The 22972-nt window shown below is 61.5% G+C and carries 20 protein-coding genes and 1 pseudogene; 11 read left to right on the top strand and 10 right to left on the bottom strand.

Annotated features, from left to right (window positions below; all coding sequences use genetic code 11):
* On the top strand, positions 1-199 hold a 199-nt coding region (locus PG898_RS10220), incomplete at its 5' end, for a hypothetical protein (RefSeq protein ID WP_270824045.1).
* A gap of 206 nt (positions 200-405) precedes the next feature.
* Here PG898_RS10220 and PG898_RS10225 read toward each other — a convergent pair.
* The 3 genes from PG898_RS10225 to PG898_RS10235 form a co-directional block, all read right to left on the bottom strand.
* On the bottom strand, positions 406-1452 hold the full coding sequence (locus PG898_RS10225; RefSeq protein ID WP_270824046.1) for an NAD(P)H-dependent flavin oxidoreductase: 1047 nt from the start codon (positions 1450-1452) through the stop codon (positions 406-408).
* Positions 1449-1730, bottom strand: a complete 282-nt coding sequence (locus tag PG898_RS10230; protein ID WP_270824047.1) for a helix-hairpin-helix domain-containing protein — start codon at positions 1728-1730, stop codon at positions 1449-1451. Before PG898_RS10230 ends, PG898_RS10225 begins: the two co-directional genes overlap by 4 nt.
* Before the next feature lie 70 nt (positions 1731-1800).
* A complete protein-coding gene (locus PG898_RS10235; protein ID WP_270824048.1) occupies positions 1801-2442 on the bottom strand; it encodes a ribonuclease T2 family protein in 642 nt (213 codons plus the stop codon).
* 237 nt (positions 2443-2679) lie between these two features.
* Here PG898_RS10235 and PG898_RS10240 point away from each other — a divergent pair, with 237 nt between their 5' ends.
* A complete protein-coding gene (locus PG898_RS10240; RefSeq protein WP_005330618.1) occupies positions 2680-3240 on the top strand; it encodes a gamma carbonic anhydrase family protein in 561 nt (186 codons plus the stop codon).
* Between the two features lie 227 nt (positions 3241-3467).
* Here PG898_RS10240 and PG898_RS10245 read toward each other — a convergent pair whose 3' ends face one another.
* Together PG898_RS10245 and PG898_RS10250 are read right to left on the bottom strand one after the other, a co-directional pair.
* Positions 3468-5363 carry a PhoX family protein gene (locus tag PG898_RS10245; RefSeq protein WP_270824050.1) on the bottom strand — a complete coding sequence of 632 codons (1896 nt, stop codon included), beginning with the start codon at positions 5361-5363 and terminating at the stop codon, positions 3468-3470.
* A gap of 261 nt (positions 5364-5624) precedes the next feature.
* Positions 5625-6533, bottom strand: a complete 909-nt coding sequence (locus PG898_RS10250; RefSeq protein WP_270824051.1) for an SAM hydrolase/SAM-dependent halogenase family protein — start codon at positions 6531-6533, stop codon at positions 5625-5627.
* Positions 6534-6699: 166 nt separating this feature from the next.
* Between PG898_RS10250 and PG898_RS10255 the strand changes: the two genes are divergently transcribed.
* The 5 genes from PG898_RS10255 (at position 6700) to PG898_RS10275 (ending at position 12342) form a co-directional block, all read left to right on the top strand.
* A complete protein-coding gene (locus tag PG898_RS10255; RefSeq protein WP_041206727.1) occupies positions 6700-7158 on the top strand; it encodes a hypothetical protein in 459 nt (152 codons plus the stop codon).
* Positions 7159-7367: 209 nt separating this feature from the next.
* Positions 7368-8837 carry a GGDEF domain-containing protein gene (locus tag PG898_RS10260; RefSeq protein ID WP_270824052.1) on the top strand — a complete coding sequence of 490 codons (1470 nt, stop codon included), beginning with the start codon at positions 7368-7370 and terminating at the stop codon, positions 8835-8837.
* Positions 8838-8971: 134 nt separating this feature from the next.
* On the top strand, positions 8972-10225 hold the full coding sequence (locus PG898_RS10265; protein WP_270824054.1) for a DEAD/DEAH box helicase: 1254 nt from the start codon (positions 8972-8974) through the stop codon (positions 10223-10225).
* A gap of 239 nt (positions 10226-10464) precedes the next feature.
* Positions 10465-11754, top strand: coding sequence for a ferredoxin reductase family protein (locus PG898_RS10270; protein ID WP_270824055.1), 1290 nt, complete (start codon positions 10465-10467; stop codon positions 11752-11754).
* 192 nt (positions 11755-11946) lie between these two features.
* Positions 11947-12342: a hypothetical protein gene (locus tag PG898_RS10275; RefSeq protein ID WP_270824056.1), complete on the top strand. Its 396-nt coding sequence runs from the start codon at positions 11947-11949 to the stop codon at positions 12340-12342.
* Positions 12343-12575: 233 nt separating this feature from the next.
* Here the strand turns inward: PG898_RS10275 and PG898_RS21350 are convergent.
* Positions 12576-12668, bottom strand: a pseudogene (locus PG898_RS21350) (subclass B2 metallo-beta-lactamase); the annotation flags it as partial.
* Between the two features lie 754 nt (positions 12669-13422).
* Here PG898_RS21350 and PG898_RS10285 point away from each other — a divergent pair.
* A complete protein-coding gene (locus PG898_RS10285) occupies positions 13423-14538 on the top strand; it encodes a PIN domain-containing protein (RefSeq protein WP_270824059.1) in 1116 nt (371 codons plus the stop codon).
* Between the two features lie 57 nt (positions 14539-14595).
* Here PG898_RS10285 and PG898_RS10290 read toward each other — a convergent pair whose 3' ends face one another.
* Positions 14596-16299 (bottom strand): amidase, encoded by a 1704-nt coding sequence (locus PG898_RS10290; RefSeq protein ID WP_270824060.1) that lies wholly within the window; start codon positions 16297-16299, stop codon positions 14596-14598.
* A gap of 256 nt (positions 16300-16555) precedes the next feature.
* The gene (gene aguA, locus PG898_RS10295) at positions 16556-17653 is read right to left on the bottom strand and encodes an agmatine deiminase (RefSeq protein WP_270824062.1); all 1098 of its coding nucleotides are present in this window, start codon (positions 17651-17653) and stop codon (positions 16556-16558) included.
* A gap of 144 nt (positions 17654-17797) precedes the next feature.
* Here aguA and PG898_RS10300 point away from each other — a divergent pair, with 144 nt between their 5' ends.
* Both PG898_RS10300 and PG898_RS10305 read left to right on the top strand, forming a co-directional pair.
* Positions 17798-18709, top strand: coding sequence for a LysR family transcriptional regulator (locus PG898_RS10300; RefSeq protein WP_270824063.1), 912 nt, complete (start codon positions 17798-17800; stop codon positions 18707-18709).
* A gap of 311 nt (positions 18710-19020) precedes the next feature.
* Positions 19021-19356, top strand: coding sequence for an endonuclease domain-containing protein (locus PG898_RS10305; RefSeq protein WP_270824064.1), 336 nt, complete (start codon positions 19021-19023; stop codon positions 19354-19356).
* Between the two features lie 220 nt (positions 19357-19576).
* Here the strand turns inward: PG898_RS10305 and PG898_RS10310 are convergent, their stop codons facing one another.
* Both PG898_RS10310 and PG898_RS10315 read right to left on the bottom strand, forming a co-directional pair.
* Positions 19577-20989 (bottom strand): DUF2252 domain-containing protein, encoded by a 1413-nt coding sequence (locus PG898_RS10310; RefSeq protein ID WP_270824065.1) that lies wholly within the window; start codon positions 20987-20989, stop codon positions 19577-19579.
* Between the two features lie 96 nt (positions 20990-21085).
* The gene (locus PG898_RS10315; RefSeq protein ID WP_270824067.1) at positions 21086-21658 is read right to left on the bottom strand and encodes a TetR/AcrR family transcriptional regulator; all 573 of its coding nucleotides are present in this window, start codon (positions 21656-21658) and stop codon (positions 21086-21088) included.
* A 168-nt stretch (positions 21659-21826) separates the two neighbouring features.
* Between PG898_RS10315 and PG898_RS10320 the strand changes: the two genes are divergently transcribed.
* Complete coding sequence (locus PG898_RS10320; RefSeq protein ID WP_270824068.1) at positions 21827-22864, top strand: alkene reductase; 1038 nt, start codon at positions 21827-21829, stop codon at positions 22862-22864.
* The last annotated feature ends 108 nt before the right edge of the window (positions 22865-22972 follow it).

A 22972-nucleotide genomic window follows, 5' to 3' on the forward strand; every position in this document is an offset into this window, starting at 1 on the left:
CACAGATTGCTTGATTCAAATTGTTAAAGAGCGACGCAACAGTGTGTTGCTGCGGGAGTGGAATTCTACTCAACCGCCTTCTCGAGTCAAGCCTTATTTTAAAAGGCTTTTCGAGGTTATCGACGAGGTTGTTTGCGTTGCCGCTTGGCCTGTCGATGTGGTGCATTATAGAGACATTGATCACATTGGCAAGCGCTGACTGCAATAAAATTGCAAAAAACGGCCATTTATTAGTTATTCATATCAAAACACAGCTTTTATACAAACTTATCCACAGGTTGGCGTTAAAAAGAGCTCTGATTGATACTCGGTGCTCCCCAATCCGGCAGCGTCTCGACGCCATCCTGACCAAAAGCCGATGCCTATAGAGATACCTATATAAAGGAAGGCAGTAAAAAGAGGTCATCAGGCCAGATCGGCCTCGGCGACCCAGGCTGAGATCAGATCGGCTGCGGCGAGGGAGCGGCAACCCGAGACATTCTGTCCGGCCCAGAGTGGCGAGAAGCCGCTCCCTCCCATCTTTTCAGCCGCGGCGCGCAACGGGGCCAATGCGCCGCTGGCATGGGGGAAGTCAGGGGGCAGTGCCGAGAGAGGGCCGAGCTCCCGCATCAAGCGATTCACTATACCCCGCGCCGGACGGCCGCTAAACAGATTGGTCAGTGCGGTGTGCCGGCCGTGCGCCCCCAGGAGCGCCGCACGGTGTAGGGGCGAGGTCGTCGCCTCGTGACAACAGAGAAATGCCGTTCCCATCTGGACTGCGCTGGCCCCCAGTGCCAGGGCGGCCTTGATCCCCTTGCCATCGACAATGCCCCCGGCAGCAATGACAGGCAAATCCACTGCCGCCACTATCTGTGGCAACAGCGTAAAGGTGCCTTGTTGCAAGCTGAGATCCTGATTCAGGAAGTGACCGCGATGGCCTCCCGCCTCCAGCCCCTGGGCTATGATGGCGTCGGCGCCATGGCGGGCCAGCCACTTCGCTTCTGCTACCGTGGTCGCACTGGCAAAGACATTTGCTCCCGTTGCTTTTACCCTGGCAAGCAACTCGGGCGCCGGCAGGCCGAAGTGGAAGCTGACTACGGCGGGGTTGAACTCGGCCAGGATGGCTGCATGCTCGGCGTTGAACGGGGCGCGACTTGGCCCATTCGATACAGCATCGGTACTCACACCGAACTCGGCATAAAAAGGCGCCAGCGCCTGTTGCCAGCGGTGCTCTTCGGCCGGATCAGGCTCACGCTGTCGATGGCAGAAGAAGTTGATGTTGAAAGGGCCTGGGCCACTGGCCGCCAGCTGTTCCAATGCCTTGCGCAGCTCGGCCGTGCCGAGCATGGCCGCCGGCAAGGATCCCAGGGCACCCACCCCTGTCACCGCCATCGCCAGCTCACAGTTCTGCACTCCGGCCATGGGGGCCTGGATGATGGGATAGCGCATCCCCAGTTCGGCAAACAGGCTCATGTATCGGCCTCTCTTTCTGCGACTGAGGTTGCCATATGACTGCGCGCCAGCGCGATGGCGCCGTCGATGGCGCCGCGGGCCTGTGGGCTGTTCTGCCAGCAGGTCGAGCCCAGCATGCTGGCCACCAACCGGACTATGTGGCCAGTCTCCGCCTCGGCCAGCTCACTCAGGGTATGGTAACCCAGCTGTTCGAGCCGCCCGATGACGGTGGGGCCCACCCCTTTCACCCCGAGCAGCAGGCTGCGCTCCCGTGCCAAAAACTGTTTCACGTCGGTCATTGCAGAGCTCCTTTCCGATGACTGCAGTTGCACATCAGGCCCCCAAGAGGCCTGATGAAGATAACGAGGATCAGCGCACGCTGCGCAGCAGGAAGTCCGGCTGGCCGCAGGAGCGGCGCTCCCGCTTTTGCATCTCGTCCGAGCAGGGAACGGCATCCGTCCCTTCCTTGTTGATGCAGATGTAGATCTCCCGCAGGAAACGACCGCCGTCGGCGCAGGCCACCGTCATGGTATCGGGAGCAAGCCAGTGGTTGGCTGCGGCCAGATCCGCCTTCAGTTCGAAGGTACTCTTGCGAAGGGGCTCTGCTGGCGATTGATAGGCGACCGGGATCTTCACCTTCTGGCGCAGGTCGCTGGCCAGTTGATGGAATGCCTCCTGACTCAGGCCGGAGCAGGTGCCGTGCTTCTCCCACTCATGACCATAGAGAAAACGGCTGGGATAGAGCCCGGCAAACTGCTGCTCCATGGCGGGATCCAGCCGCTCGCGAGAACAGCTGCTCGGGTAGCCACGCTGATACTGGGGCCAGAGGCCGTGCAGCACGAATCCCAGTTGCCGGCTGCACTGCTCTCTATCGGCCGGTTTGATGGCGCAGTGCTGCGGTGACCAGGAGAGCGCCATGGCGTAGTAGTCAAACTCACCTGGCCGCCCCTTAGCCTGCGCGACTTGGGCACACAGCAAGAAAGCAGCCAGGAGTAGCATCATCTTCTTCATGTCATCGTCTCCGTCATCGCAGTCAGGCCGCCCCCTTCCGGCGAGGAATACGCCCGTTTGTCAGGCCCCATGCTCCCATAACAGGGAGCCAAAGAACAACCATGTGAAATGCCCTTACTAAAGGAGGGTCAGACCAGTAAAGGGTTTCCCCTCCCGGATCAGAGGCGTAAGCTGACTCTCCGGCGAGCCCCGCGTCCCGCCACCTTATCCCCGAATTCAGCTGCAACAGGACGTAACATGATCCGCAAGAATCCCTCAGGTCACCTGCCCGTCATCCACGAATCCGCCTACATCGACAAGACCGCCATCATCTGTGGCAAGGTGATCATCAAGGAGAATGTGTTTGTCGGCCCCTATGCCGTGATCCGCGCCGACGAGGTGGACGAGAGCGGCGACATGGAGCCCATCGTCATCGGCGCCAACTCCAATATTCAGGACGGTGTGGTGATCCACTCCAAGTCCGGCGCCGCCGTCACCATAGGCGAGTACAGCTCCATCGCCCATCGCAGCATAGTGCACGGCCCCTGCGAGGTGGGTAACCGGGTCTTCATCGGCTTCAACAGCGTGCTGTTCAACTGCCATATCGGCGAAGGCTCGGTGGTGCGCCACAACTCGGTGATCGACGGCTGCGATCTGCCCCCGGGCTTTTATGTGCCCTCCACCACCCGCATCAACCAGCAGAGCGATCTGGCCCAGATCCCCCGCGTCACCGTGGATGCCACCGAGTTCTCAGAGGACGTGGCCCACACCAACATCGATCTGGTCAAGGGCTACAAGGCGCTCTCCAACGAGTTCTGACGCCCGCCATGTCATAGCAGAAAAGGGGCACCACGCGGCCCCTTTTCTCTGCACGCAATCCTGACCCGGCCGGACACGCCACCATGGCGCTGGCATCCCCTCTTCTTTATCTCTCCCGCTCGACGCCTTCAAAACAAAGAACCCCTACTCGTTGGGTGTCCAACTTTCGGGGTTCGCGTCACGCAGGCTGCGCCCTCATGCGGCACAAGGGGCAGCGGGTCGGAATATCAGGCCCCGATGATACCGCCGTCGTCCCGGGTGATACGCAGCACGGCGGAGCGGGGAATGGCGGTGCCGCCATCCGGGAAGTGGGAGGGAGCCAGCTCCTCCCCCGGGTGCTGCACCCCGACGAACATAGTGCGCCAGTCCGGACTGAAGGTGAGGCCCGTGATCTCGCAGGCAATGGGGCCAGTCAGGAAGCGGCGCACCTCGCCACTCGCCGGGTCCGCGCACAGCATCTGGTTGTTGCCCATGCCGGCAAACTGCTTCTCGTTGGAGTAATCGCCATCGGTCTGGATCCAGAGCCGTCCCGCCTCGTCGAAGCCGATGCCGTCCGGGCTGTTGAACATGTTGTCCGGGTTGATGTTGGCACTGCCCGCCATCAACCCCTCTTTATTGACCGCAGGATTGCCCGCCAGCAGGAAGAGATCCCACTCGAAGCTGTCGCTGCCATGATCGCCACCGGCCGGGCGCCAGCGGATGATCTGGCCATAGGGGTTCTCGGCCCTGGGGTTGGCGCCGTCCAGAGGTTGGTTCTCCTTGAGGCCGCGGTTCTTGTTGTTGGTCAGGGTGCAGTAGGCTTCGGCACGGTGGGGATGCACGGCCACCCACTCCGGCCTGTCCATGGTGGTGGCGCCGAGCCGGGTCGCGGCTTCGCGCGCGAAGATGAGCACCTCCCCCTGATCGGCGAAGCCGTTCTCCCGGGTCAGGCCGTGCTGGCCGTGCACCAGGGGCAACCACTGGCCGGTGCCCTTCAGTTCCCCTTCCTTGGCCTCGAAGCGGGCCACATAGAGGGTGCCCTCATCCAGCAGATCCCGGTTGGCAGGGTCCTTGCCCGGTGCCACCTTGTTCTTCGAGACGAAGCGGTAGATGTGCTCGCCCCGCTCGTCATCACCGAGGTAAACCACGGCGCGACCATCTTTATTGATGGTGAAGGCGGCATTCTCATGCTTGAAGCGGCCCAGCGCAGTGCGCTTCTTCGGGGTGGAGGCGGGATCGTGCGGATCGATTTCCACCACCCAGCCGAAGCGGTGCGGCTCGTTGGGGTGTTTGGCGAGATCGAAGCGCTCGTCAAACTGGTGCCAGCCAAAGCCCGCATCCTCGGCGGCCAGGCCATAGCGGGCTGCGCGCTGGTCCAGCACCGGCTTGCCCGCACTGCCGAAGTAACCGTTGAAGTTCTCCTCGCAGGTGAGGTAGGTGCCCCAGGGAGTCTGGCCGTTGGCGCAGTTGTTGAAGGTACCGAGGGCGGTGCGCCCCTCAGGGTCGGCCTGGGTCTTGAGCAGGGCGTGGCCCGCCGCCGGACCGCTCAGTGTCATGGGGGTGGCGGCGGTGATGCGGCGATTGAGTGCCCCCCTGGGGTTGGCCTGCCACTTGCCATCGATGCGTACCAGCTCCACCAGAGAGACACCGTGGGCCGCCTGGGCCTTGGCGACGGCCTCGGCACTGAGCACCTTGCCGCCATCCGCAAACAGGTATTCGTAGTTGGTGTACTCATTGTTGACGGCGAGCAGGGCGCGATCAGGGCCCAGGGGGAAGAAGCTCATGCCGTCGTTATTGTCGCCAAACTGGCGTGCCTGGGCCTTGGCATCATTGCTCTGGGCAAAGGCGGGGGCATCGGCGAACAGGGCATCCCCCCAGGCGATCAGCACTTCGGCCTTGTAACCTGACGGCACCACTACGGCATCGGCCACAGAGGCGGGCACGGCCTGGAACCCCAGCAGCGGCTGGGTGGTGGCGGCCACGGCGCGGGCTACCGGGCTCGCGGCGAAGAAGGCCACCATGCTGGCGGCGCCAACTCCCTTGAGGAACCCCCGGCGGCTGAGGCCAGCCTCGATCAGGCGGTTGAACTCCGGCTCCTGTTCCCGGGGATGGTTGACACTGTCTCTCTCGTCAAAACGGCTCATCGGCTTTTCCTTGTTCTCTCTGCTGGCATCATTGCGTCATCACTGCGTCCGGCCACAGCATGGCGGCACTTTATTAAACGACGATGACAAACGATGAGATAACCCGGCGGGCCCGGCAAGGCGCCACCGCCAAAGAGAAGGGGCGGTGGACACGAGTCCCACCACCCCGAAAGACGTATCGCCGACAGAAGGGTTGAGTCCTAGCCGCACTTCTTCAGGCTGATATGCCCGTTTGTACCGGATTGCACCCGCTGGCAGCCTCTAGCCGCACTTCTTCAGGCTGACATGCCAGTTGGCGCCGGATTGCACCTGATGTTTGGTGGCGAAGCTGTCCATATTGAGGGCCACCGAGACCTGCAGCAGGCTGTTGAGGTAGACCAGCGGCTGGCCTTCCGGCACATCGCCGAAGCTGCTGACGTAGGGGGCCTGGCCCTCGTATATCAGCGCATCCCCTTCGCTGATCCTGATGCAGGCGTTGTCCCCCTTGTTGATCCCCGCCTTGGTCAGCAACGCATCGTCGATGTTGGTCCAGACGTTGCCGTACTGCACGTCCAGGATGGGAATGGTGCCCTTGAGAGTGCCATCTTTTTCCGCCACGGCCGGCTGGTAGGGGATGGTCACCACCTCGGCGGGCAGCAGGGGCCCCACCTGCTCGAAGCTGATGACGCCGGAGGCAAGCCGCGCCCCCGTGTAGGCGTAGACGTCGCGACCGTGGAAGGTGTAGGACTTCTCGGAGCCCTTGAGACGGTTGCGTTTCTCGTCTATCTGGCGCACCGCCTCGATGCCAAAGTGTTCGGCCACCAGGGTCAGGGTGCCGTTGTCCGGGCTGACAATGTAGTGGCCGCTCTTGGTCTTGAGCACCACCGAGTGGCGATCGGTGCCGACGCCGGGATCCACCACGCTGACGAAGACGGTGCCCTTGGGCCAGTAGTTGAGGGTCTGGTAGAGGCGGTAGGAGGCCTCCCAGATGTTGTAGGCCGGGATCTCGTGGGTCAGATCCTGCAGCGGCAGTGTCCTGTCCACCCCGAAGGCGACCCCCTTCATGGCGGAGACGGCCCCGTCCTTGAGACCAAAATCGGTCTGGAAGACCAGCGCCTCGTTTGCGAAGGCACCACTCCCCATCAGCGAGAGGGCGAGGACGAGGGCGCGGGGAAGGGTACGAATAGCCATATCAGGACTCCTTGTGGGGAATGCAACAGAGAAACAGAAATCTAGACGTCCAGAATGCCATTTGATGACGCCTTTGCAAGCCCCCTTGCCCGAATGGGGGGAAAGCACTCGCCAGAGTGCTCCGCCGGGTGTATCCATGGACGAGTCAAATTCAGGAGACGACGGTATGACAGAGCAAGGGCACGAAACCCTATTGTTGAGCCTGGGTGACAGCCAGAGCCGGGTACAGATCACCGGGGCGGATGGCGTCAGCCAGACCTTTTCATTGGCCCTGGGCCTGAATGCCATGACACCCGGTCCCTTTCGCCGGGACCCGCCAACCCCCCTCGAGCTGGAGCAGGCCATCATGGTGGTGGAAGATGCACTGATGCCCCTCGCGGCCCATATCCAACCCCACCCCCTGATACAGCTTCACAGCCCGGTGCCGCTGGCAGGCGGACTCGGCAGTCACGAGCTGAACCGGGAGAGCATCGAACGGTTGTTCGGCCAGCTGGTCGCCATGGTGGAGGGAGATCCGCTGGCTGCGGCCCAGCTGCCCAGAGATCGCCGCTTCGCCGCCACCCTGCTGATCCTGCGAGAATGGATGCACCACCTGGGTGCCGAACGGGTGCAACTGCTCCCGTGATGGCAGCGCCAGTCAGGGGCGCCATGCCCTCTTACTCCGCGACCACCATCGATTCGCCCTTCCCTTGCCATCGAATCGTGAACGTCTATCTTGTTGATATTGGAGGCTCATTTTCCTTGCGCTGCCTGCCCCCGCCAACTTTCATCTGGTGATGCCGAGCAGAATCAGTTACAAAAAAGTCTTCTGTCACTACCCGGGAGCATCACGGCATGGCGGGATCACTGTTGCGGATCATCCCCCGCAAGTGGTTGATTCAATTCACACTGTTCTCTCTGGCACTGGCAGGGTTGGGGCTGGTGTTCAACTACACCTACCTCAGCATCCGGCACGACATGCAGCTCATCACCGCCAAACAGCAGAATGTGTTCGAGGTGTTTTATCAGCGGGCCCGCATCCTGGCGCCAGACGCGCTGGCCCGGTTCGTCGACAACAGCAGCATCAAGGCGCCCATCTTCAGCGAGAACAGAGATGCGACGGCCTATGCCTATGCTTATGACCTCGATACCCTGACCCGTATGGCTGTCATTCCCATACTCCCCTCATCCAACCCGGTACTCATCGCCTACCAATATGCCCTCTCCTACCCCGAGGTCATCAACCTCTACGCCTTCTATGACGATCGTCGCCTGCTTGGCATGGTGCCTGACCGACTGACGCTCCCGAACCGGCTGATGCCGACCAACAGCGACCTCAATGACATCGAACCCTGGACCCATTATTTCGGTTGCGCCCTCTTCGCCTCCGCCCATGTGCCCTGCAGCACGGATGAGGCCTGGGTGTCCGACATCTACACCGACACCTTCACCGGGTTGCAGACCATCACCATGTACTTCCCCTTCGTCTTCTACGACCCGGTGATAGCAGATTACCGCCATGGTCTGACGGGCATAGACATCGCCGTCGACGAGGCGTTCAAGGATGTGCTTCGCCCCTTCGAGAGCCTCAATCCGACCAGAACCACACTCTCTTTCGATGAAATAGAGCCCTGTCACCCCTGGCATCTCTGCCTGAATACCCGCTTTATGCGGGCCAAGGCCAGCGTCGACCTCTATCTCAAATGGTCATACAGCTACGGCGATTTCATGCGCGCGGTGCTCTATGGCCCCGCCTTCAAGCTCTATCTGATCGCCCTGCTGCTGCTCATACTGACGGGACGGGGCATCTACGGCCGCCTGCGTACCCTGGCACAGACCGATCACCTGACCCGGCTGCCGAGACGGGAGATCCTGGATCAGGCCCAGTTGCAGGAACACGACTACCTGATGCTCCTCGACATCGACAACTTCAAGTCCATCAACGACGCCTATGGCCACGGAGTGGGAGACATCGCCCTCGCCGCCTTCGCCCGTCATCTGACGGCCAATATGCGCAAGGGGGACAAGGCCATTCGCTGGGGCGGCGAGGAGTTTATCGTCCTCTACAAGAGGCTCGGCGACGAGGCCAGCATGCGCCAGACCGTGGCCCGTCTGTTGGCATCACAACTTCAGATGGAGGAACTGTCCGCCCCCATCACCTTCTCGGCAGGCATCATTCGCATCCGTGATTACCTGACCGTCGCCGAAGCCACCGACCTGGCCGATACGCTGCTCTACCACGTCAAGCAGCATGGCAAGCACAACATCGCCTATTATCAGGGGCAGGAGATCAGACTGATCCGGGAGCAGAACGCGGCCGACTGATCCCGCAACAGCAGGGCCCTCGCCGCCCCGCCGACAGTCATCACCTTCTGCTGTGCGGGGCGCTTCTGCTACCATGGCGGCCACTGTCCGCTTTCGTCACGGCCCTGGCCGCGATAACCCCATACTGGTGCCCTATGTCCATTGCCTCCTTTGCCGAACTGGCCCTCTCTCCCCGTCTGCAACAGACCCTCTGTGAGCTGGGTTATGCCGCGCCAACCCCCATTCAGGCCAGCGCCATCCCCGTCATTCTGGCGGGGCGGGATCTGCTGGCGGGGGCTCAGACCGGCACCGGCAAGACCGCCGCCTTCGTGCTGCCGTTGCTGGAGCAACTGATGCAGCAGCCGCAAGGCGAGTCGCCTCGCCCCATCCGCGCCCTGGTGCTGGTGCCGACCCGCGAGCTGGCGGTGCAGGTGCATGAGAGCGTCACGCGCTACGCCAAGGGCACGGATCTCACCAGCGCCCTGGTGTACGGCGGGGTCAGCATAGCCGCTCAGGTGGAGGCGCTGAAAAACGGGGTGGATCTGCTGATCGCCACCCCGGGTCGATTGCTCGACCATCTGCGTCAGGGGGCCTTGCGCCTCGGGAGCCTCAGCCATCTGGTGTTCGACGAGGCGGACCGCATGCTCGACATGGGCTTTATGGACGAGATCAAGGCGCTGCTCAAACAGATCCCGGCGGATCGCCAGACCCTGCTGTTTTCAGCCACCTGCGATGACAACCTGTTTGCCTTGAGCAAGGTGCTGCTGCGTGACCCCGCGCTTATCGAGGTGGCACCGCGCAACACCACGGCGGCCGAGGTGGAACAGCGGGTCTATGCGGTGGATGGGGATCGCAAGCTGGCGTTGGTCGAACACATGCTGACCGTGAAGGGCTGGGCTCCGGCCCTGATCTTCAGCCGCACCCGCCAGGGGGCCGACAAGCTGGCCCAGCAGCTCGGCAAGGCGGGCATCAATGCGCTCGCCTTCCACGGCGATCTGTCGCAAGGCGCGCGGGAGAAGGTGTTGCTGGAGTTTCGCGCCGGCACCCTGCAGGCGCTGGTGGCCACCGACGTGGCGGCCCGCGGCCTCGATATCAGCGACCTCAACCATGTGATCAATCTGGAATTCCCCTTTGTGGCGGAGGATTACGTGCACCGCATCGGGCGCACCGGCCGCGCCGGCAACAAGGGGCTCGCCATCACACTGTTCAGCCCGGAGGATGCGCCGCTGCTGGAGAAGGTGGAGGCCGCGCTCGACACCCGCTTGCCACAGCAGTGGTTCCCGGGTTTTGAGCCGGATCTGACCCGCTTCGACCCCGAACCGCGCCGCAGCAGCAAGGCGGCCCAGAAGCAGAAGGCCAGAAAGCAGGCCCTCTCGGGCAACAAGGGCGGCAAGGGGCGCAAGCCCTGACACATGCTCTTGCGGGGGTAGCCATGCGGGCGCCCCCGCGTCACCACTCTCCTGGCGCGGATGCGTGGGGCGGGTGCCAGCACTCCGACCGCTTTCCTGCCGTCCTCCTACCGCTTTTCTCCCCCGCGCCCTCCTGCTCAACCCTCTTCCCCTGACCCGGCGACCCTTTGCCACACTCTGCTACAAAAGAGGTAGTAAAGGGGCACACTCTTGCCACAAAGCGGGCGTGCAATAGAGACATGAACAAGGAGGACATCATGAAACCCGCATCCCTCGCCTGGGCCCTGCCCCTGACCCTCACCCTGCTCTGGCTCGCTGGCCTCACCCAGTGGCCCGCCGGCCTCTGGCCCTGGCGCCATGAGCTGCTGATCCTGACCGGTCTGCTTGGCCTCGGCGCCATGACCCTCTCCCTGCTGCTGGCCCTGCGCCTGCCGAGGCTCGAAGTCTGGTGTGGCGGGCTGGATCGCATGTTGCACCTGCATCGCAGCAGCGCGCTCTGGGCCACCGGCACCCTGATGGCCCACTGGCTGCTGGTGGAGGCGCCCAAGTGGGCCGTCACCGCCGACTGGCTGACCCGGCCGGCACGCCGCGGTGCTGGCGCTGGCAACGATGCCCTGTGGCACGAACTCGGCAATACCCTGGGGGAATGGGGTTTCTATCTGCTGCTGGCCCTGGTGGTGGTGAGCCTGCTTGCGGTGGTGCGCTACGAGCGCTTCAAGGTGGTCCATCGGCTGGCCCCGGTCATCTACCTGATGGGCTGGCTGCACGGGCTCTGCCTGCTGCCGCGCATCGGCGTCCTGACGCCGGTCGGCATGACCCTGCTTATCGGCGGCGGGCTGGGCGCCATGGGCGCGCTCTACTCCCTGTTTGGCCGGGTGGGCCAGAATGCGCGCCGCCAGGGAACGGTCAGCACCCTCACCCCTCTGGACGAACGCACCCTGGAGATCAGGGTCACTCTGACCTCTCCCCTGTCTGGCTACCGTCCGGGCCAGTTCGCCTTCTTCGACTTCGCCGGGCGCGGCGAGCCCCATCCCTACACCCTGGTGAATGTCTCGGCGGACTGCCGCACCCTGACCCTGGCGGTGCGCGCCCTCGGGGATCACACCCACTGGCTGCACCAGCACCTCAGGGTGGGGGAGGCCGTCATCGTGACCGGCCCCTATGGCGCCTTCGCCCTGCCAGACCCGGCCCCCGCGCTCTGGGTGGGCGCCGGTATCGGCATCACCCCCTTCGTCGCCTGGCTGGAGGCGCTGGTGCGCCGTGGCGAGACACGCCCGGGCACCACCTTGTTGCAATGCGCCCCCACCGCCGAGGCCGCACCCTATCACAACCGCCTCGCCGAACTGTGCCGCCGGGCCGGGGTCAACTACCGATTGCACCTGGAGTCCGAGCGCGGTCGGCTGGATCTGGCCGCCCTGGGTGAACGCCAGCACACCCCGGTGTGGTTCTGCGGCCCCGAGCCCATGGCCCACACCCTGGATGCCCATCTGACCGCCCCGCTGCACCGGGAGCTGTTCCGCTTCCGCTAGCCTCAAGATGAGGCGCATCATCAAAAGGGCCTCCCTGGGGAGGCCCTTGTCATATCAGATGCACCTCGCTCGCAGCCTCTGACTTGCACCCATAAAACCTCGAGCAAGGGCAGCAACCCTCACTTGGATATTGATGCAGATTGAATGAATCAATATTATATTGCGGCCTCTGGTCATGGATAAGAATGTTGTATGTCCTTTGATAAAAAGCACGGTGAGTTCATCTTCAATGTGCAGGAACACCTGGTCACCTGCGAGCTGATCGGCCCTTTCAATGAAGAGGGTATGCTGGCGTGGATTAAGGAGATAAAGCGGGTGGTGAACAGCCTGGACGGGAAGCCTTTCTGCGCCCTGGTGGACCATCGCCAGCATCAGGGGGTGGTGCTATCCGCCCTGCCCCATCTGCAAGAGACCTATCAGTGGCTGGCCCAGAAGAACCTGGTGGCCATCGCCTCCCTCTATTCGGCCAAGGTGCTCCACCACATCGCCCTCTCCTGCCTCTCCCTCACCCACCCGGACCATATCCGGGCATTCAACGACCCTCAAGCGGCCATCGCCTGGCTTGATGCCCAATATCAGGCGCAGTAGCCCACCCGGCCTGACGTGATACCCACTGCGCCGCGCACCAGACTGGCCTGTGTTGATGGGCAATATGCCGCACAGTCACCACCAGGGTCCGGATAAAAAGGCCGCTATCCATGCCCTGAAGTGCTGCGCCCGGCTGCAGCCGATAGCTGACCCCCCAGAGACAAGAAATAGGTGCCACTCGGGAGAGCCGCAGCCTGGGCGACTATCTGCCCCGGCAAGGCGCCATCCAGGCCAAGGGGCATCTGCGCCGCCCGCACGCTGCCGCCCCAGAAGCTCGCCACCAGTATCAAGGCCCCTGCCAACCCGTATTTGATCCAAGATTTCATCGTCTTGCTCCCCTCTCGTTGGCCCTCGCCACCCTGTGGCAAGCAGGCCCATTTATCAGTGGGCAGAAGATAGAAGGGATATGTGAGGGGAAAATGAGGCTGTGTGAAGCCAAAGTGAAGTCGGGAAGATGTTGGGGGAATGCGGAAAATCATCATCACCTGCCTCGCAAGACGCGATATAACAAGCAATGACCAGACCACGTAGGGACAATTAGTGCAGCGTCATCGTCCGCATACCGCCGCGCACCGAGTCATGGCAAGACAGGCAGGAACTCTGGATATCAGCAACCTTTCGGCAACTCCTTATCGCGATCGTCCGAATACGCTTCGCTATTCGAACCTACAACACAGACAGCGGCCCCTCACCCTAGCCCTCTCCCAAGGGAGAGGGGATGGCCCGTGCCAATTCCAAGCCCGGTTGCCAGACCAAATCAGAGGCGCATATATGCTCCCTTCTCCCCTTGCGGGAGAAGGGTCGGGGATGAGGGGGAGGTAACAATAAGTCCCATCAAGTGGGTCGATTAACGCAGCGTAATCGTCCGTTTACCGCTGCGCACCGAGTTATGGCAAGACAGGCAGAAAACCCTGGATGTTAGCGACCTCTCGGTAACCTTCCTTTCGCGATCGTCCGAATACGCTTCGCTATTCGAACATGCAGCCCTCTAAAGAGGACAAGGTTTAGCTTTTTTAAATTGACTATTAAGGCAGAAAAAATCAATCTAAATCTACTCTTAGGCAGACAATTTGAGCACTTATGACCATGGAACTCCAAAGCAGGCTTATTTTCATTGACACGTCAGCATTCGAAAACAAAAACTTTCAATTTGACTCTCATAAATTAGATCAGCTCTGCGGTTTCTTGGAAAAAAGAAAATTACACTTACTGACAACCGAAATAACAATTCAGGAGGTTAAAAAACACCTGAGAGAGAAAGCAAAAAAAGCAGCCGGCACCATAAAAAAGGCTCAGAAGGAGGCAATGATTCTCAGAAACACTCCAACTCTTGATTGTCATGGGATTTTTTCAGCCCTAAAAGAAGATGACATTAACAAGATTCTGATGGATGCATTTGATAAATTTTTAACGATTAGTAATGCTGAGATTGTCCCAATAAACATTGTTGATGCATCAATTGTTTTTGAAAATTACTTCAATAGTCTTCCACCTTTCTGTGGAGAAAACAAAAAGAATGAGTTTCCTGATGCATTTGCTTTAGAGGCTGTGCGCAAAGTAAGTGAGGAAAGAGAGCATCTACTTTATGTAATTAGTTGCGATGGAGATATGAAGGCATATGCAGAGCAATATGAAAATATCTTTCATCTAAAATCCGTAGATGAGCTAATTGACTTAGTTATAAGAAATGAAGCTGAATTAAGCGAGCCAGTATCTTTTGCGGATAAGGTGTTCACTAGACTTGAATCCGAAGTTATAAAAACCATTCACGCTAAACTTTCAGATATGGAGTTTTATCCGGACAGCAGCTATTACTTAGATGTCGATATCGAACGTATTATTGTTACCCAAGTAAGCGTAGTCGACAAAAACCTTATAGAAGTTAGCCCACATAGGGCGACCTACGAATTGGAAATTGAAATTTCGGTGAGTGCAGAATATTCAGCTGCAAATTATGAAAACTCTCCGTGGGATCCTGAAGACAGAGAATATGTTTTTATAGTCACCGATAGATTACATATTAATCACAAAGAGAAAATATTCGTCGATGTGAGCCTAAATTATGATGATGAGCTTGTTGCTCGCGCCACAGTAGATGACATTGAATTTATTGATTCCCTAATATCTTTAGATATGGACGACGCCGAGATCACTCTTCAAGAGTCGTCTTATGATCCTGATGACTATGAAGAATAAAAAACCACCCGTATAACGGGTGGTTTTTATCATTATCACCAGACCAATTCGGGATATTTATCCCAACGGCGGCGTACGCGGTGGCACCCTGCGCTTGCTGCCGGTGGACTCGAAGGCCGAGGCAACGCGCAGCAGGTTGTTGTCGTCATAGGCACGACCGGCGAAGGTCAGCCCCACCGGCATGCCGATATCGGCCATCACCCCCATGGGGACGGTGACGGTCGGCACGCCGAGGTGGCGAATGGCGAGGTTGCCGTTGGCGACCCAGATGCCATTGCTCCAGGCGATATCGGCGGAGGCCGGATTCACATCCGCATCAGCCGGGGCGACGTCGGCGACGGTGGGGAACAACACGGCGTCGAGCTTGAGCCCGTCCATCCAGTCTTCCAAGTCCAGCTTGCGGGTCTGTTCCAGCCCACGCAGGCCGTCCGGCACTGTGGGGATCTCGTCCCAGGATTTCAGGCCGCGCTTGGCCATATTGACGTACTCGTCCATGCCCGCCGCCAGATCGCCCTCGCGATTCGGCAATGTGCCCGGATCGTGGGGGAAGATCTGGGGCCCATCGACATCCTCAAGCTTGTTCAACTTGGGATCGCCGTTGGCGCGCAGGAAGTCGTCAAACGCCCAGCCGGACAGCTCCCACAACTCGTCGTTGAGAAACTCAGGGGTGACTATGCCGCGATTGAACACGGTCGGCGCGCCGGGTCTGTCCCCTTCGCAGTTGGAGACCAGGGGAAAGTCCACTTCGATGACCTCGGCGCCAGCGGCCTCCAGTGCCTGACGGGCCTGCTCCCACAGGGCAATCACGGCCTCGCGGGTATGGATGCGCTGACCGGTCGGGCCGCCGATGCCGGGGTGCTCGCTGGTGCCCGCCAGTTCATCCTTGTTGATAAACATGCGCGGCACGCCGAGGCGCTTGCCCTTGAGGGCATCGGCCTTGGCAGCCAGCTCAAGGTAGGAAGCCGGGCGCACCTCGGAGGCCTTGGGGATCTTGACCCAGGGCTGCATGCGCCACAGATCCCCACGGGTGTCGGCATCGTCGGCCACCACCACGTCCAGCACTTCCAGCAGATCGGCCATGGTGCGGGCATAGGGCACGACGACGTCCATGGTCGGAGTCAGCGGCCAGTTGCCTCGCACCGAGATGACGCCACGGGACGGGGTGTAGGCACAGAGGCCGTTGTTGGAGGCCGGGCCACGGCCGCTCGACCAAGTCTCTTCGGCCAGACCGAAGGCGGCGAAGCTCGCGGCGGTGGCGGTGCCGGCCCCGTTGGAGGAGCCGGAAGCAAACGGCGCGGTCAGGTAGTCGGCGTTGTAGGGGCTCTCGGCACGGCCATAAACGCCGCGCTGCATGCCGCCATTGGCCATCGGCGGCATATTGGTTTTGCCAAGGCAGATGGCACCGGCTGCGCGCAGCCGCTCGACAGTAAAGGCATCGCGCTGGGCCACCAGATCCTTGAAGGCCGGGCTGCCGGAGGCGGCGGTCAGCCCCTTGACCAGATAGCTGTCTTTGGCGGTGTAGGGGATGCCGTCGAGCGGCCCCAGGGTTTCGCCACGGGCGCGGCGGGCATCGGAGGCTTGCGCCTCTTTCAGCGCATCGGGGTTGGGCACCACCAAAGCGTTCAGCTTGGTGTTGGTCTCGGGTCCGTTATAGGCAGCGATCCGGGCCAGATAGGCCTTGACCAGTTCGACCGCTGTGGTGCGGCCCGATTCGAGCGCACCGCGCAGCTCGGCAATGGAAACCTCGGTCACTTCGATCATGTTGATCTCCTGTAAAAGGGTGACTGTTTGTCATGATGATCGCCGCATCGGCGCCTGCCACCATCATGTCATCAAGAGATAAAACCCCACGGCGTGGGGTTTTGAATACTAACTAGAACCGGTTTACGACCCGTCGCGAGAGACCGTCAGCAAGGTGAAGAGCAGCGCAGGAACCGGAGCGTATAAACATACGTGAGGCTTCCGAGCAGCACATGAGCCTTGATCACGGTCTCGCAGCAGGATCGTCATCCGGTTCTTATTTGCCGGAGGGGATCTGCTGAGTAATGCAGTGAATATTGCCACCGCCCAGCAGGATCTCGCGGGCCGGGACGCCGACCACGGTGTGATCCGGGAAGATCTCTTCCAGAATACGCTGGGCTTCGCCGTCGGTGGCGGCATCCAGCAGCGGGTAGACGATGCGATCGTTGGTGATAAGGAAGTTCACGTAGGAGCCGGCCAGACGACCCTCTGCCTCGCGCGGCACACCGCTGCCGCTCTCGACGCCGGCAGACTCCTCCTCGGTGCAGAACAGCGGGCCCGGCTGGGGCAGCTTCCAGATTTTGAGCTTGCGACCCTTGGCGTCCACCGCCGCTTCCAGCACCTTGAGGGCGGCCAGGGAGCGCTCGTATTGGGGATCGTTCTCGTCGTTGGTCCAGTGCAGGGCCACTTCACCCGGGCGCACGAAGCAGCACATGTTGTCGATGTGACCGTCGGTCTCGTCCATGTAGACGCCTTCATCCAGCCAGATAAAGCTGGTGACACCCAGATAGTCGCGCAGGTGCGCCTCGATCTGCTCTTTGCTCAGGTGCGGGTTGCGGTTTTCGTTGAGCAGGCACTCGGCGCTGGTCAGGCAGGTGCCTTCGCCATCCACGTGGATGGAACCCCCTTCCAGAATGAGCGGCGCGGCGTAGCGATCCATGCCGTGCTGCTCCAGCATCTGAGCCGCCACTTTCTCGTCCTGATCCCAGGGGTAGTAGAGACCGCCCTTGTGACCGCCCCAAGCGTTGAAGCCCCAATCCACGCCACGGCACTCGCCGGCGGCGTTGGTGACAACTGTCGGGCCTGTGTCGCGGGCCCAGCAGTCATCGCTGGCCATTTCGACCAGGGTGACGTGGGCGGGCATGATGGCGCGGGCCTGCTCCATAAACTGGGCCGGCACCCCCATAAAGACCGGGGTGGCTTGCCCGATGGCATCGGCCACCTTGGCGAAGGTTTCTTGCGCGAAGCGACCGGCAACGCGCCAGTTGTCCGGGCGGAACGGCCAGATCATCCAGACGGCCTGCTGGTGCGCCCACTCGGCGGGCATGGTGAAGCCGTCTGCGGCCGGAATGGAGTTGATGGTCTTGATGCTCATCGCAAGGCTCCTTGCATGGATTGAGGCCCCCGATTTACCTGGGAACCCGGAAAAATAACAGTGGGTCGCAGTGTAAGAAGTTGCGTGCCCATCCATCAAATGAATAGGATGGATTGTCCCATAAACACGGCGAATAATCCTCCCATGAAACTGCACCAACTCGACCTCAATCTGCTGCTCGCCCTTGACGCCCTGATGACACAAGGGAGCGTGACCCGCGCCGCCGAGTCGCTCTTTATCAGCCAGCCCGCCATGAGCCATGCCCTCAATCGCCTGCGGGCCTTCTTTGACGATCCGCTGCTGGTGCGCACGCCTCAGGGGATGCTACCGACCCCCCGGGCCCAGCGCCTGCACCTGGGGGTACAGCAGGTGTTGCGGTTGCTGGAGCAGCAGCTCAGCGAGGAGGAGCTGTTCGAACCGCACCAGTCGAAGCGCCGTTTCGTGCTCTGCACCACGGATTACGTGGAGTGCGTGCTGATCCCGCCCCTCATCCAGCGCCTCAGACGGCTGGCCCCCGGGGTCACCATCGAGATCCGCATACTGCGCGACACATTGCCGGAGGCGGAGCTGGCGAGCGGCGAAATCGATCTGGTGCTGGGGTTTGACGAGTACATGCAGGTACCGGGGTATCTGGGCAAGGAGACCTGGCTCACCGAACCCCTGGCCGGGCTGGTGCGCGCCACCCTGGAGCTGGAGGAGGAGCGCATCACGCTCGAGCAGCTTATCGAGATGCCCCACGTGTTCCACTCGCCGCTCGGCACCTCCGAGGCGAGCCTCGACCGCTATTTGCAGAGCCTGGGGCACAGTCGCACCATCTCGGTCAACAGCCAGAGCTATATGTCCGCCGCCGCCATCGTCAGCCAGAGCGACCACCTCTTGGTACTGCCGAGCATGGTGGCCGAGCTGCTCGCCAACCACTGGCCGCTGAAAAGCCTGCCGCTGCCCGAAGACGTGCCGGATTACCATCTCAACTGCGTCTGGCACCCGGTGCATGCGCAGCAGCCAGCCTTGATCTGGTTGAAGACGTTGATGAAGGAGTTGGTGAATCCGGGTTAGTGCCCCCTCATCCCCAGCCCTTCTCCCGCAAGGGGAGAAGGGAGCAGATCGGCGTTCAGTGGAAACACGGGGGCAACCGACACGACAAAGCGACAAAGCGACAAAGCGACAAAGACCAAAAATGCTATATCTCCAACGCTTTGGCACTAGAGGCCCTTTGTTATCTTCACTCTCAACGATTCCCCGAGCGGTTCCCTCTCCCTCTGGGAGAGGGTCAGGGTGAGGGAGAAGAGCCCCGCCCAATAAACAGAGCCCGTACGCCACTGGGTAATTGCTATACCTAATGGGTCAAACAGCTCTGGATAAATCCCATGCAGACCCGCCCCTTTGCCAAACAACTGAGAGCCGAAGCGACCCTGGCCGAACAGAGGCTCTGGTTTCAGCTGCGTGATCGCCGGCTTGAGGGGCTCAAGTTCCGCCGCCAGTTCCCTATTGGGCCCTACATAGTGGACTTCATCTGTCTGGAACAGCGGCTGGTGATCGAGGTCGATGGCTCGCAACATAACCAGCCGGAAGGTCAGCAACAGGATGAGGTCAGAACGGCCTATCTCAATGGCGAAGGGTTTCGGGTGATCAGAGTGTGGAACAACGAGGTGCTAGGGCAGATGGATGGGGTGCTGGCGTTTATCAGGTTGTCATTGCAGTGACTAGATTCCCCCCTCATCCCCAGCCCTTCTCCCGCAAGGGGAGAAGGGAGCCTGTCCCCGTCAACGGAAAGTTCGTGGACAACCGGCGGGCCCACCCAGGTGAGCCCCTCACCCCCAACTCTTATCACATTCTTTTGCAAGGGAGCGGATCGGCGGCCTGCGGATAAATCGTGGCAACCAACAGATGATCACCATTACGAGCCTCGCCTCCACCAGCCCCTCACCTCGCCTCTGAGGCGACCGGCAGCTCCCCGCGGGCGATGGCGGCCAGCAGCAGGGCATGATCTTCCCGGGTGCGCTGGCCATAGGCCACCGCAAAGTCGGCGATAGCCTCATCCATCACCTCCGACTTGCCGAGGTAGCCGGCGATCTGGGCCGCATCCCCCGACTTGGCATGGGCCAGCGCCAGGGCCCAGCCGCACAGTTGGCAATACTCCACGAAGTGGCGGGGCTTGACCATGCCAGGGGTGATGTCGATGCCCCCCTTCATGTCCCGCAGTTGGCGCACATAGAAGTGACGGCCTCTGAGATCGCACCAGCCGAGAAAGATGTCCGGTGATCCCTGGATCATCCGCTGCCCCCGCACCACCCGCCGCCCCTGGTTGCCGCTGTCGTCTTCCGAGGTGAAATAGGGGGCCAGCACCGAGGGTTGCGCCTCTTTGACCTGCAGGAAGAGGGGATCGTCATCGTCGGCGCCGGTCAGCAGGATCACCCAGCAGCGGGTGCCCACGCTGCCCACCCCCACCACCTTGCGAGCCACGTCCACGACCCGGTAGCGGCGCAGCAGTATGCGCCTGTCCTCCGGCAGGGAGGCGAGATAGGCCTCCAGCAGTTCGCCGAGCACCTCATAGACGGGCTCCCCGTCCTCGGTGTGGGTCTCGCGGATGACAAAGGGGTGGAGTTCGCGGATCCTGTGCTGATCGTCCACCAGATCCGTCATCTTGCCGAGCACCTGCAGGTGGTTGCGACTCCGCGCCTTGGCGAAGGTGGCCTTGACGCGCTGATGGGCATCGACGGAGAAGGCATCGAGCACCGAGGCCTGTTCGATGTGATCGTACCAGACCCTCATAAATCCCATCTTGCCGTATTCCCGCAGCTTGGTGCGGTAACCGGTCGCTATCATCCTGGCCGCCTCCCGCTGGCGGGCGGCGTCGGCCCCCAGGTACTCGGCCGCCACCAGAGCGCTGGCGGCCAGACGCTTGAGATCCCACTCCCAGGGGCCGAGGTGGGTCTCATCGAAGTCGTTGATGGCCAGCACCAGGTTGCGCTCGGCGCTCGCGTAGAGGCCGATATTGGCGACATGCATGTCGCCACAGGCCTGGACCATGAGGCCGGAGTGGGGAGTGGCGACGAGATCCCCCGCCATGATGGCGGCCGCCCCGCGCAGGAAGGCGAAGGGGGACTCCTGCATCCTGGCATGGCGCACCGGCACCAGCTGCTTCAAGCGAGTGGTGGCCTGGGCCTTGAGCACGGCGATGGGATCCCTGTCATACGCCGCGGGTGGCAGCCAGGAGTGAGCTTCGCGGGGAAACTGTTCCCGCAGGGCCTTGCCGGCGGCGAAGCGCTGCGCAATGGAGAGCCGTGGCGTGGTGAAGTGCGCCAGTATCGCCCGAGACGTTGCCTTTCTGGTCATTCCCTTTCCTCCTGCCGATATCCTCACCATGAAGATGGAAGAGGGGGCAGGCAGGGGCAAGCAGCGGGGACAAATATAGGCCCAGAGGGCCGGGATTCAGCGCCGAGGAGTCAGGGCCGCCATCAGCTGATCGACGACGCCCCCCAGCAGGACGCGGTCTGGGTGGCACTGGGCGAAGGTCACCAGCCCCTGGATGTTGACCTGCAAGAAGGCGGTCAGGGTGGGGATGTCGCCCCCGGGGGCCAGCTCTCCCTGCTCGCCGGCCTGATGCAGCAGCTGCGCCAGGTCGCTTTCCAGCTCGCCATAGATGACCTTGAAGCGCAGGTGCAGCTCTTCGTCCTGCTCCGCCAGCTCCATCAGGGTGCGGGTCAGCAGGCAGGAGCCTTGCAGGGCATCGTCCACCAACTGGGTGAAGAAGGCCTTCAGCCCGGCCAGCGGACTCGGTTGATCGAAGCAGCGACGGCGCAGGGTGCCCTTCTCCTGCACATAGTGATCGACCGCCGCCAGCAGCAGGCCCCGCTTGTTGCCAAAGGCGGCATAGAGACTGCCCGGGTGCAACCCGGTCGCCGCCACCAGATCCTGCATGGTGGTCTTGGCATAGCCTCTGGCTCGAAACGCCTCCATGGCGCTTCGCAGGACAAGGTCCCGATCAAATTCGGCACTGCGCATGGGATCTCCGCTGGCAAGGGCCCGGCGTACCGGGGAACAGGGCGGCAAGTTTACCCCAGCAGGCAGGCAAGACCAATCCATGTTGAATGCTTGTTCAAAAAATACTTGCGTACAAACCAAAAAACGTCTTGAATGCCTATTCAAGAATCACCCCCGAGGACGCTCTGCATGGATACCCTGTTTCAACCTTACCGCCTCAACGGCACCCTCACCCTCGCGAATCGCTTCATGATGGCCCCCCTCACCCGCTGCATGGCGGGCCCGGGACTGGTGCCGACCGCGCAGATGGCTGCCTACTATGGTCGCCGCGCCGACATCGGCCTCATCATCTCCGAAGCCACCATCATTCGCCCGGACGGCCAGGGCTATCCCAACACCCCCGGCATCTACAGCCCTGAGCAGATCGCAGGCTGGAAACAGGTCACCGAGACCGTGCACGCCAAGGGGGGCAAGATCTTCGCCCAGCTGTGGCACGTGGGTCGTCTCTCCCACCCCTTCTTCCATCACGCCGAAGTGCTGGCACCGTCTGCGGTCGCCCATGAAGGCACAGTGCCGCGCATGCGCGAACTGGTGTATCAGGTGCCCCGCGCCCTGAGCGAGAGCGACATTGCCCAGCTGGTCGAGGATTACGCCCAGGCCGCCGCCAACGCCATCGAGGCGGGCTTTGACGGGGTGGAGATCCACGGCGCCAACGGCTACCTCATCGACCAGTTCCTGCACCACTCCAGCAACCTGCGCACCGACCAGTACGGCCAGACCCCGGAGAACATGAGCCGCTTCGCCCTGGAGGTGGTGGATGCCATCAACGCCCGCATCGGCAGCGAGCGGGTGGGCCTGCGTCTCTCCCCCGGTGCCTATGTGCACCTCGAAGGCGATGCGCGGGATCGCGCCGTGTTCGATTACCTGCTGGCCGAGCTGAACAAGCGTGCCCTGGCCTATGTGCACCTTGGCATCTTCGATGACAGCCTCACCTTCGACTACCTGGATGGCCGCGCCTCCGACTACCTGCGCGCCCACTACGACGGCCACCTGGTGGGGGTGGGCAACTACAGCGCCGAGACCGCCGCCGAGGCGATCCGCGCCGACCGCTTCGACCTCGTCGCCATCGGCCGCCCGCTTATCGCCAACCCTGACTATCTCGCCAAGGTGAAACAGGGCGACGCCCTGGTCCCCTATGCCGACACCATGCTGGCGGAATTGGTATAAACCGCGCCGCGCCCTGAGACAGCGCCGTGGCCGGCACCATGCTGGCCGAGCTGGTGTAAGCCGAGCCCGAGTCATACGCAGGCCGGGCCGCCTTTGCCCGGCCAGCGT

Origin of the sequence: Aeromonas sp. QDB31 (genome assembly GCF_027707605.1) — a bacterium.
Lineage (GTDB): Bacteria > Pseudomonadota > Gammaproteobacteria > Enterobacterales > Aeromonadaceae > Aeromonas > Aeromonas media.

Coding starts and splice junctions, on each gene's coding strand:
- PG898_RS10225 (WP_270824046.1), bottom strand. CDS start 1,452: ATGAGCCTGTTTGCCGAACTGGGGATGCGCTATCCCATCATCCAGGCC.
- PG898_RS10230 (WP_270824047.1), bottom strand. CDS start 1,730: ATGACCGACGTGAAACAGTTTTTGGCACGGGAGCGCAGCCTGCTGCTC.
- PG898_RS10235 (WP_270824048.1), bottom strand. CDS start 2,442: ATGAAGAAGATGATGCTACTCCTGGCTGCTTTCTTGCTGTGTGCCCAA.
- PG898_RS10240 (WP_005330618.1), top strand. CDS start 2,680: ATGATCCGCAAGAATCCCTCAGGTCACCTGCCCGTCATCCACGAATCC.
- PG898_RS10245 (WP_270824050.1), bottom strand. CDS start 5,363: ATGAGCCGTTTTGACGAGAGAGACAGTGTCAACCATCCCCGGGAACAG.
- PG898_RS10250 (WP_270824051.1), bottom strand. CDS start 6,533: ATGGCTATTCGTACCCTTCCCCGCGCCCTCGTCCTCGCCCTCTCGCTG.
- PG898_RS10255 (WP_041206727.1), top strand. CDS start 6,700: ATGACAGAGCAAGGGCACGAAACCCTATTGTTGAGCCTGGGTGACAGC.
- PG898_RS10260 (WP_270824052.1), top strand. CDS start 7,368: ATGGCGGGATCACTGTTGCGGATCATCCCCCGCAAGTGGTTGATTCAA.
- PG898_RS10265 (WP_270824054.1), top strand. CDS start 8,972: ATGTCCATTGCCTCCTTTGCCGAACTGGCCCTCTCTCCCCGTCTGCAA.
- PG898_RS10270 (WP_270824055.1), top strand. CDS start 10,465: ATGAACAAGGAGGACATCATGAAACCCGCATCCCTCGCCTGGGCCCTG.
- PG898_RS10275 (WP_270824056.1), top strand. CDS start 11,947: ATGTCCTTTGATAAAAAGCACGGTGAGTTCATCTTCAATGTGCAGGAA.
- PG898_RS10285 (WP_270824059.1), top strand. CDS start 13,423: ATGACCATGGAACTCCAAAGCAGGCTTATTTTCATTGACACGTCAGCA.
- PG898_RS10290 (WP_270824060.1), bottom strand. CDS start 16,299: ATGATCGAAGTGACCGAGGTTTCCATTGCCGAGCTGCGCGGTGCGCTC.
- aguA (WP_270824062.1), bottom strand. CDS start 17,653: ATGAGCATCAAGACCATCAACTCCATTCCGGCCGCAGACGGCTTCACC.
- PG898_RS10300 (WP_270824063.1), top strand. CDS start 17,798: ATGAAACTGCACCAACTCGACCTCAATCTGCTGCTCGCCCTTGACGCC.
- PG898_RS10305 (WP_270824064.1), top strand. CDS start 19,021: ATGCAGACCCGCCCCTTTGCCAAACAACTGAGAGCCGAAGCGACCCTG.
- PG898_RS10310 (WP_270824065.1), bottom strand. CDS start 20,989: ATGACCAGAAAGGCAACGTCTCGGGCGATACTGGCGCACTTCACCACG.
- PG898_RS10315 (WP_270824067.1), bottom strand. CDS start 21,658: ATGCGCAGTGCCGAATTTGATCGGGACCTTGTCCTGCGAAGCGCCATG.
- PG898_RS10320 (WP_270824068.1), top strand. CDS start 21,827: ATGGATACCCTGTTTCAACCTTACCGCCTCAACGGCACCCTCACCCTC.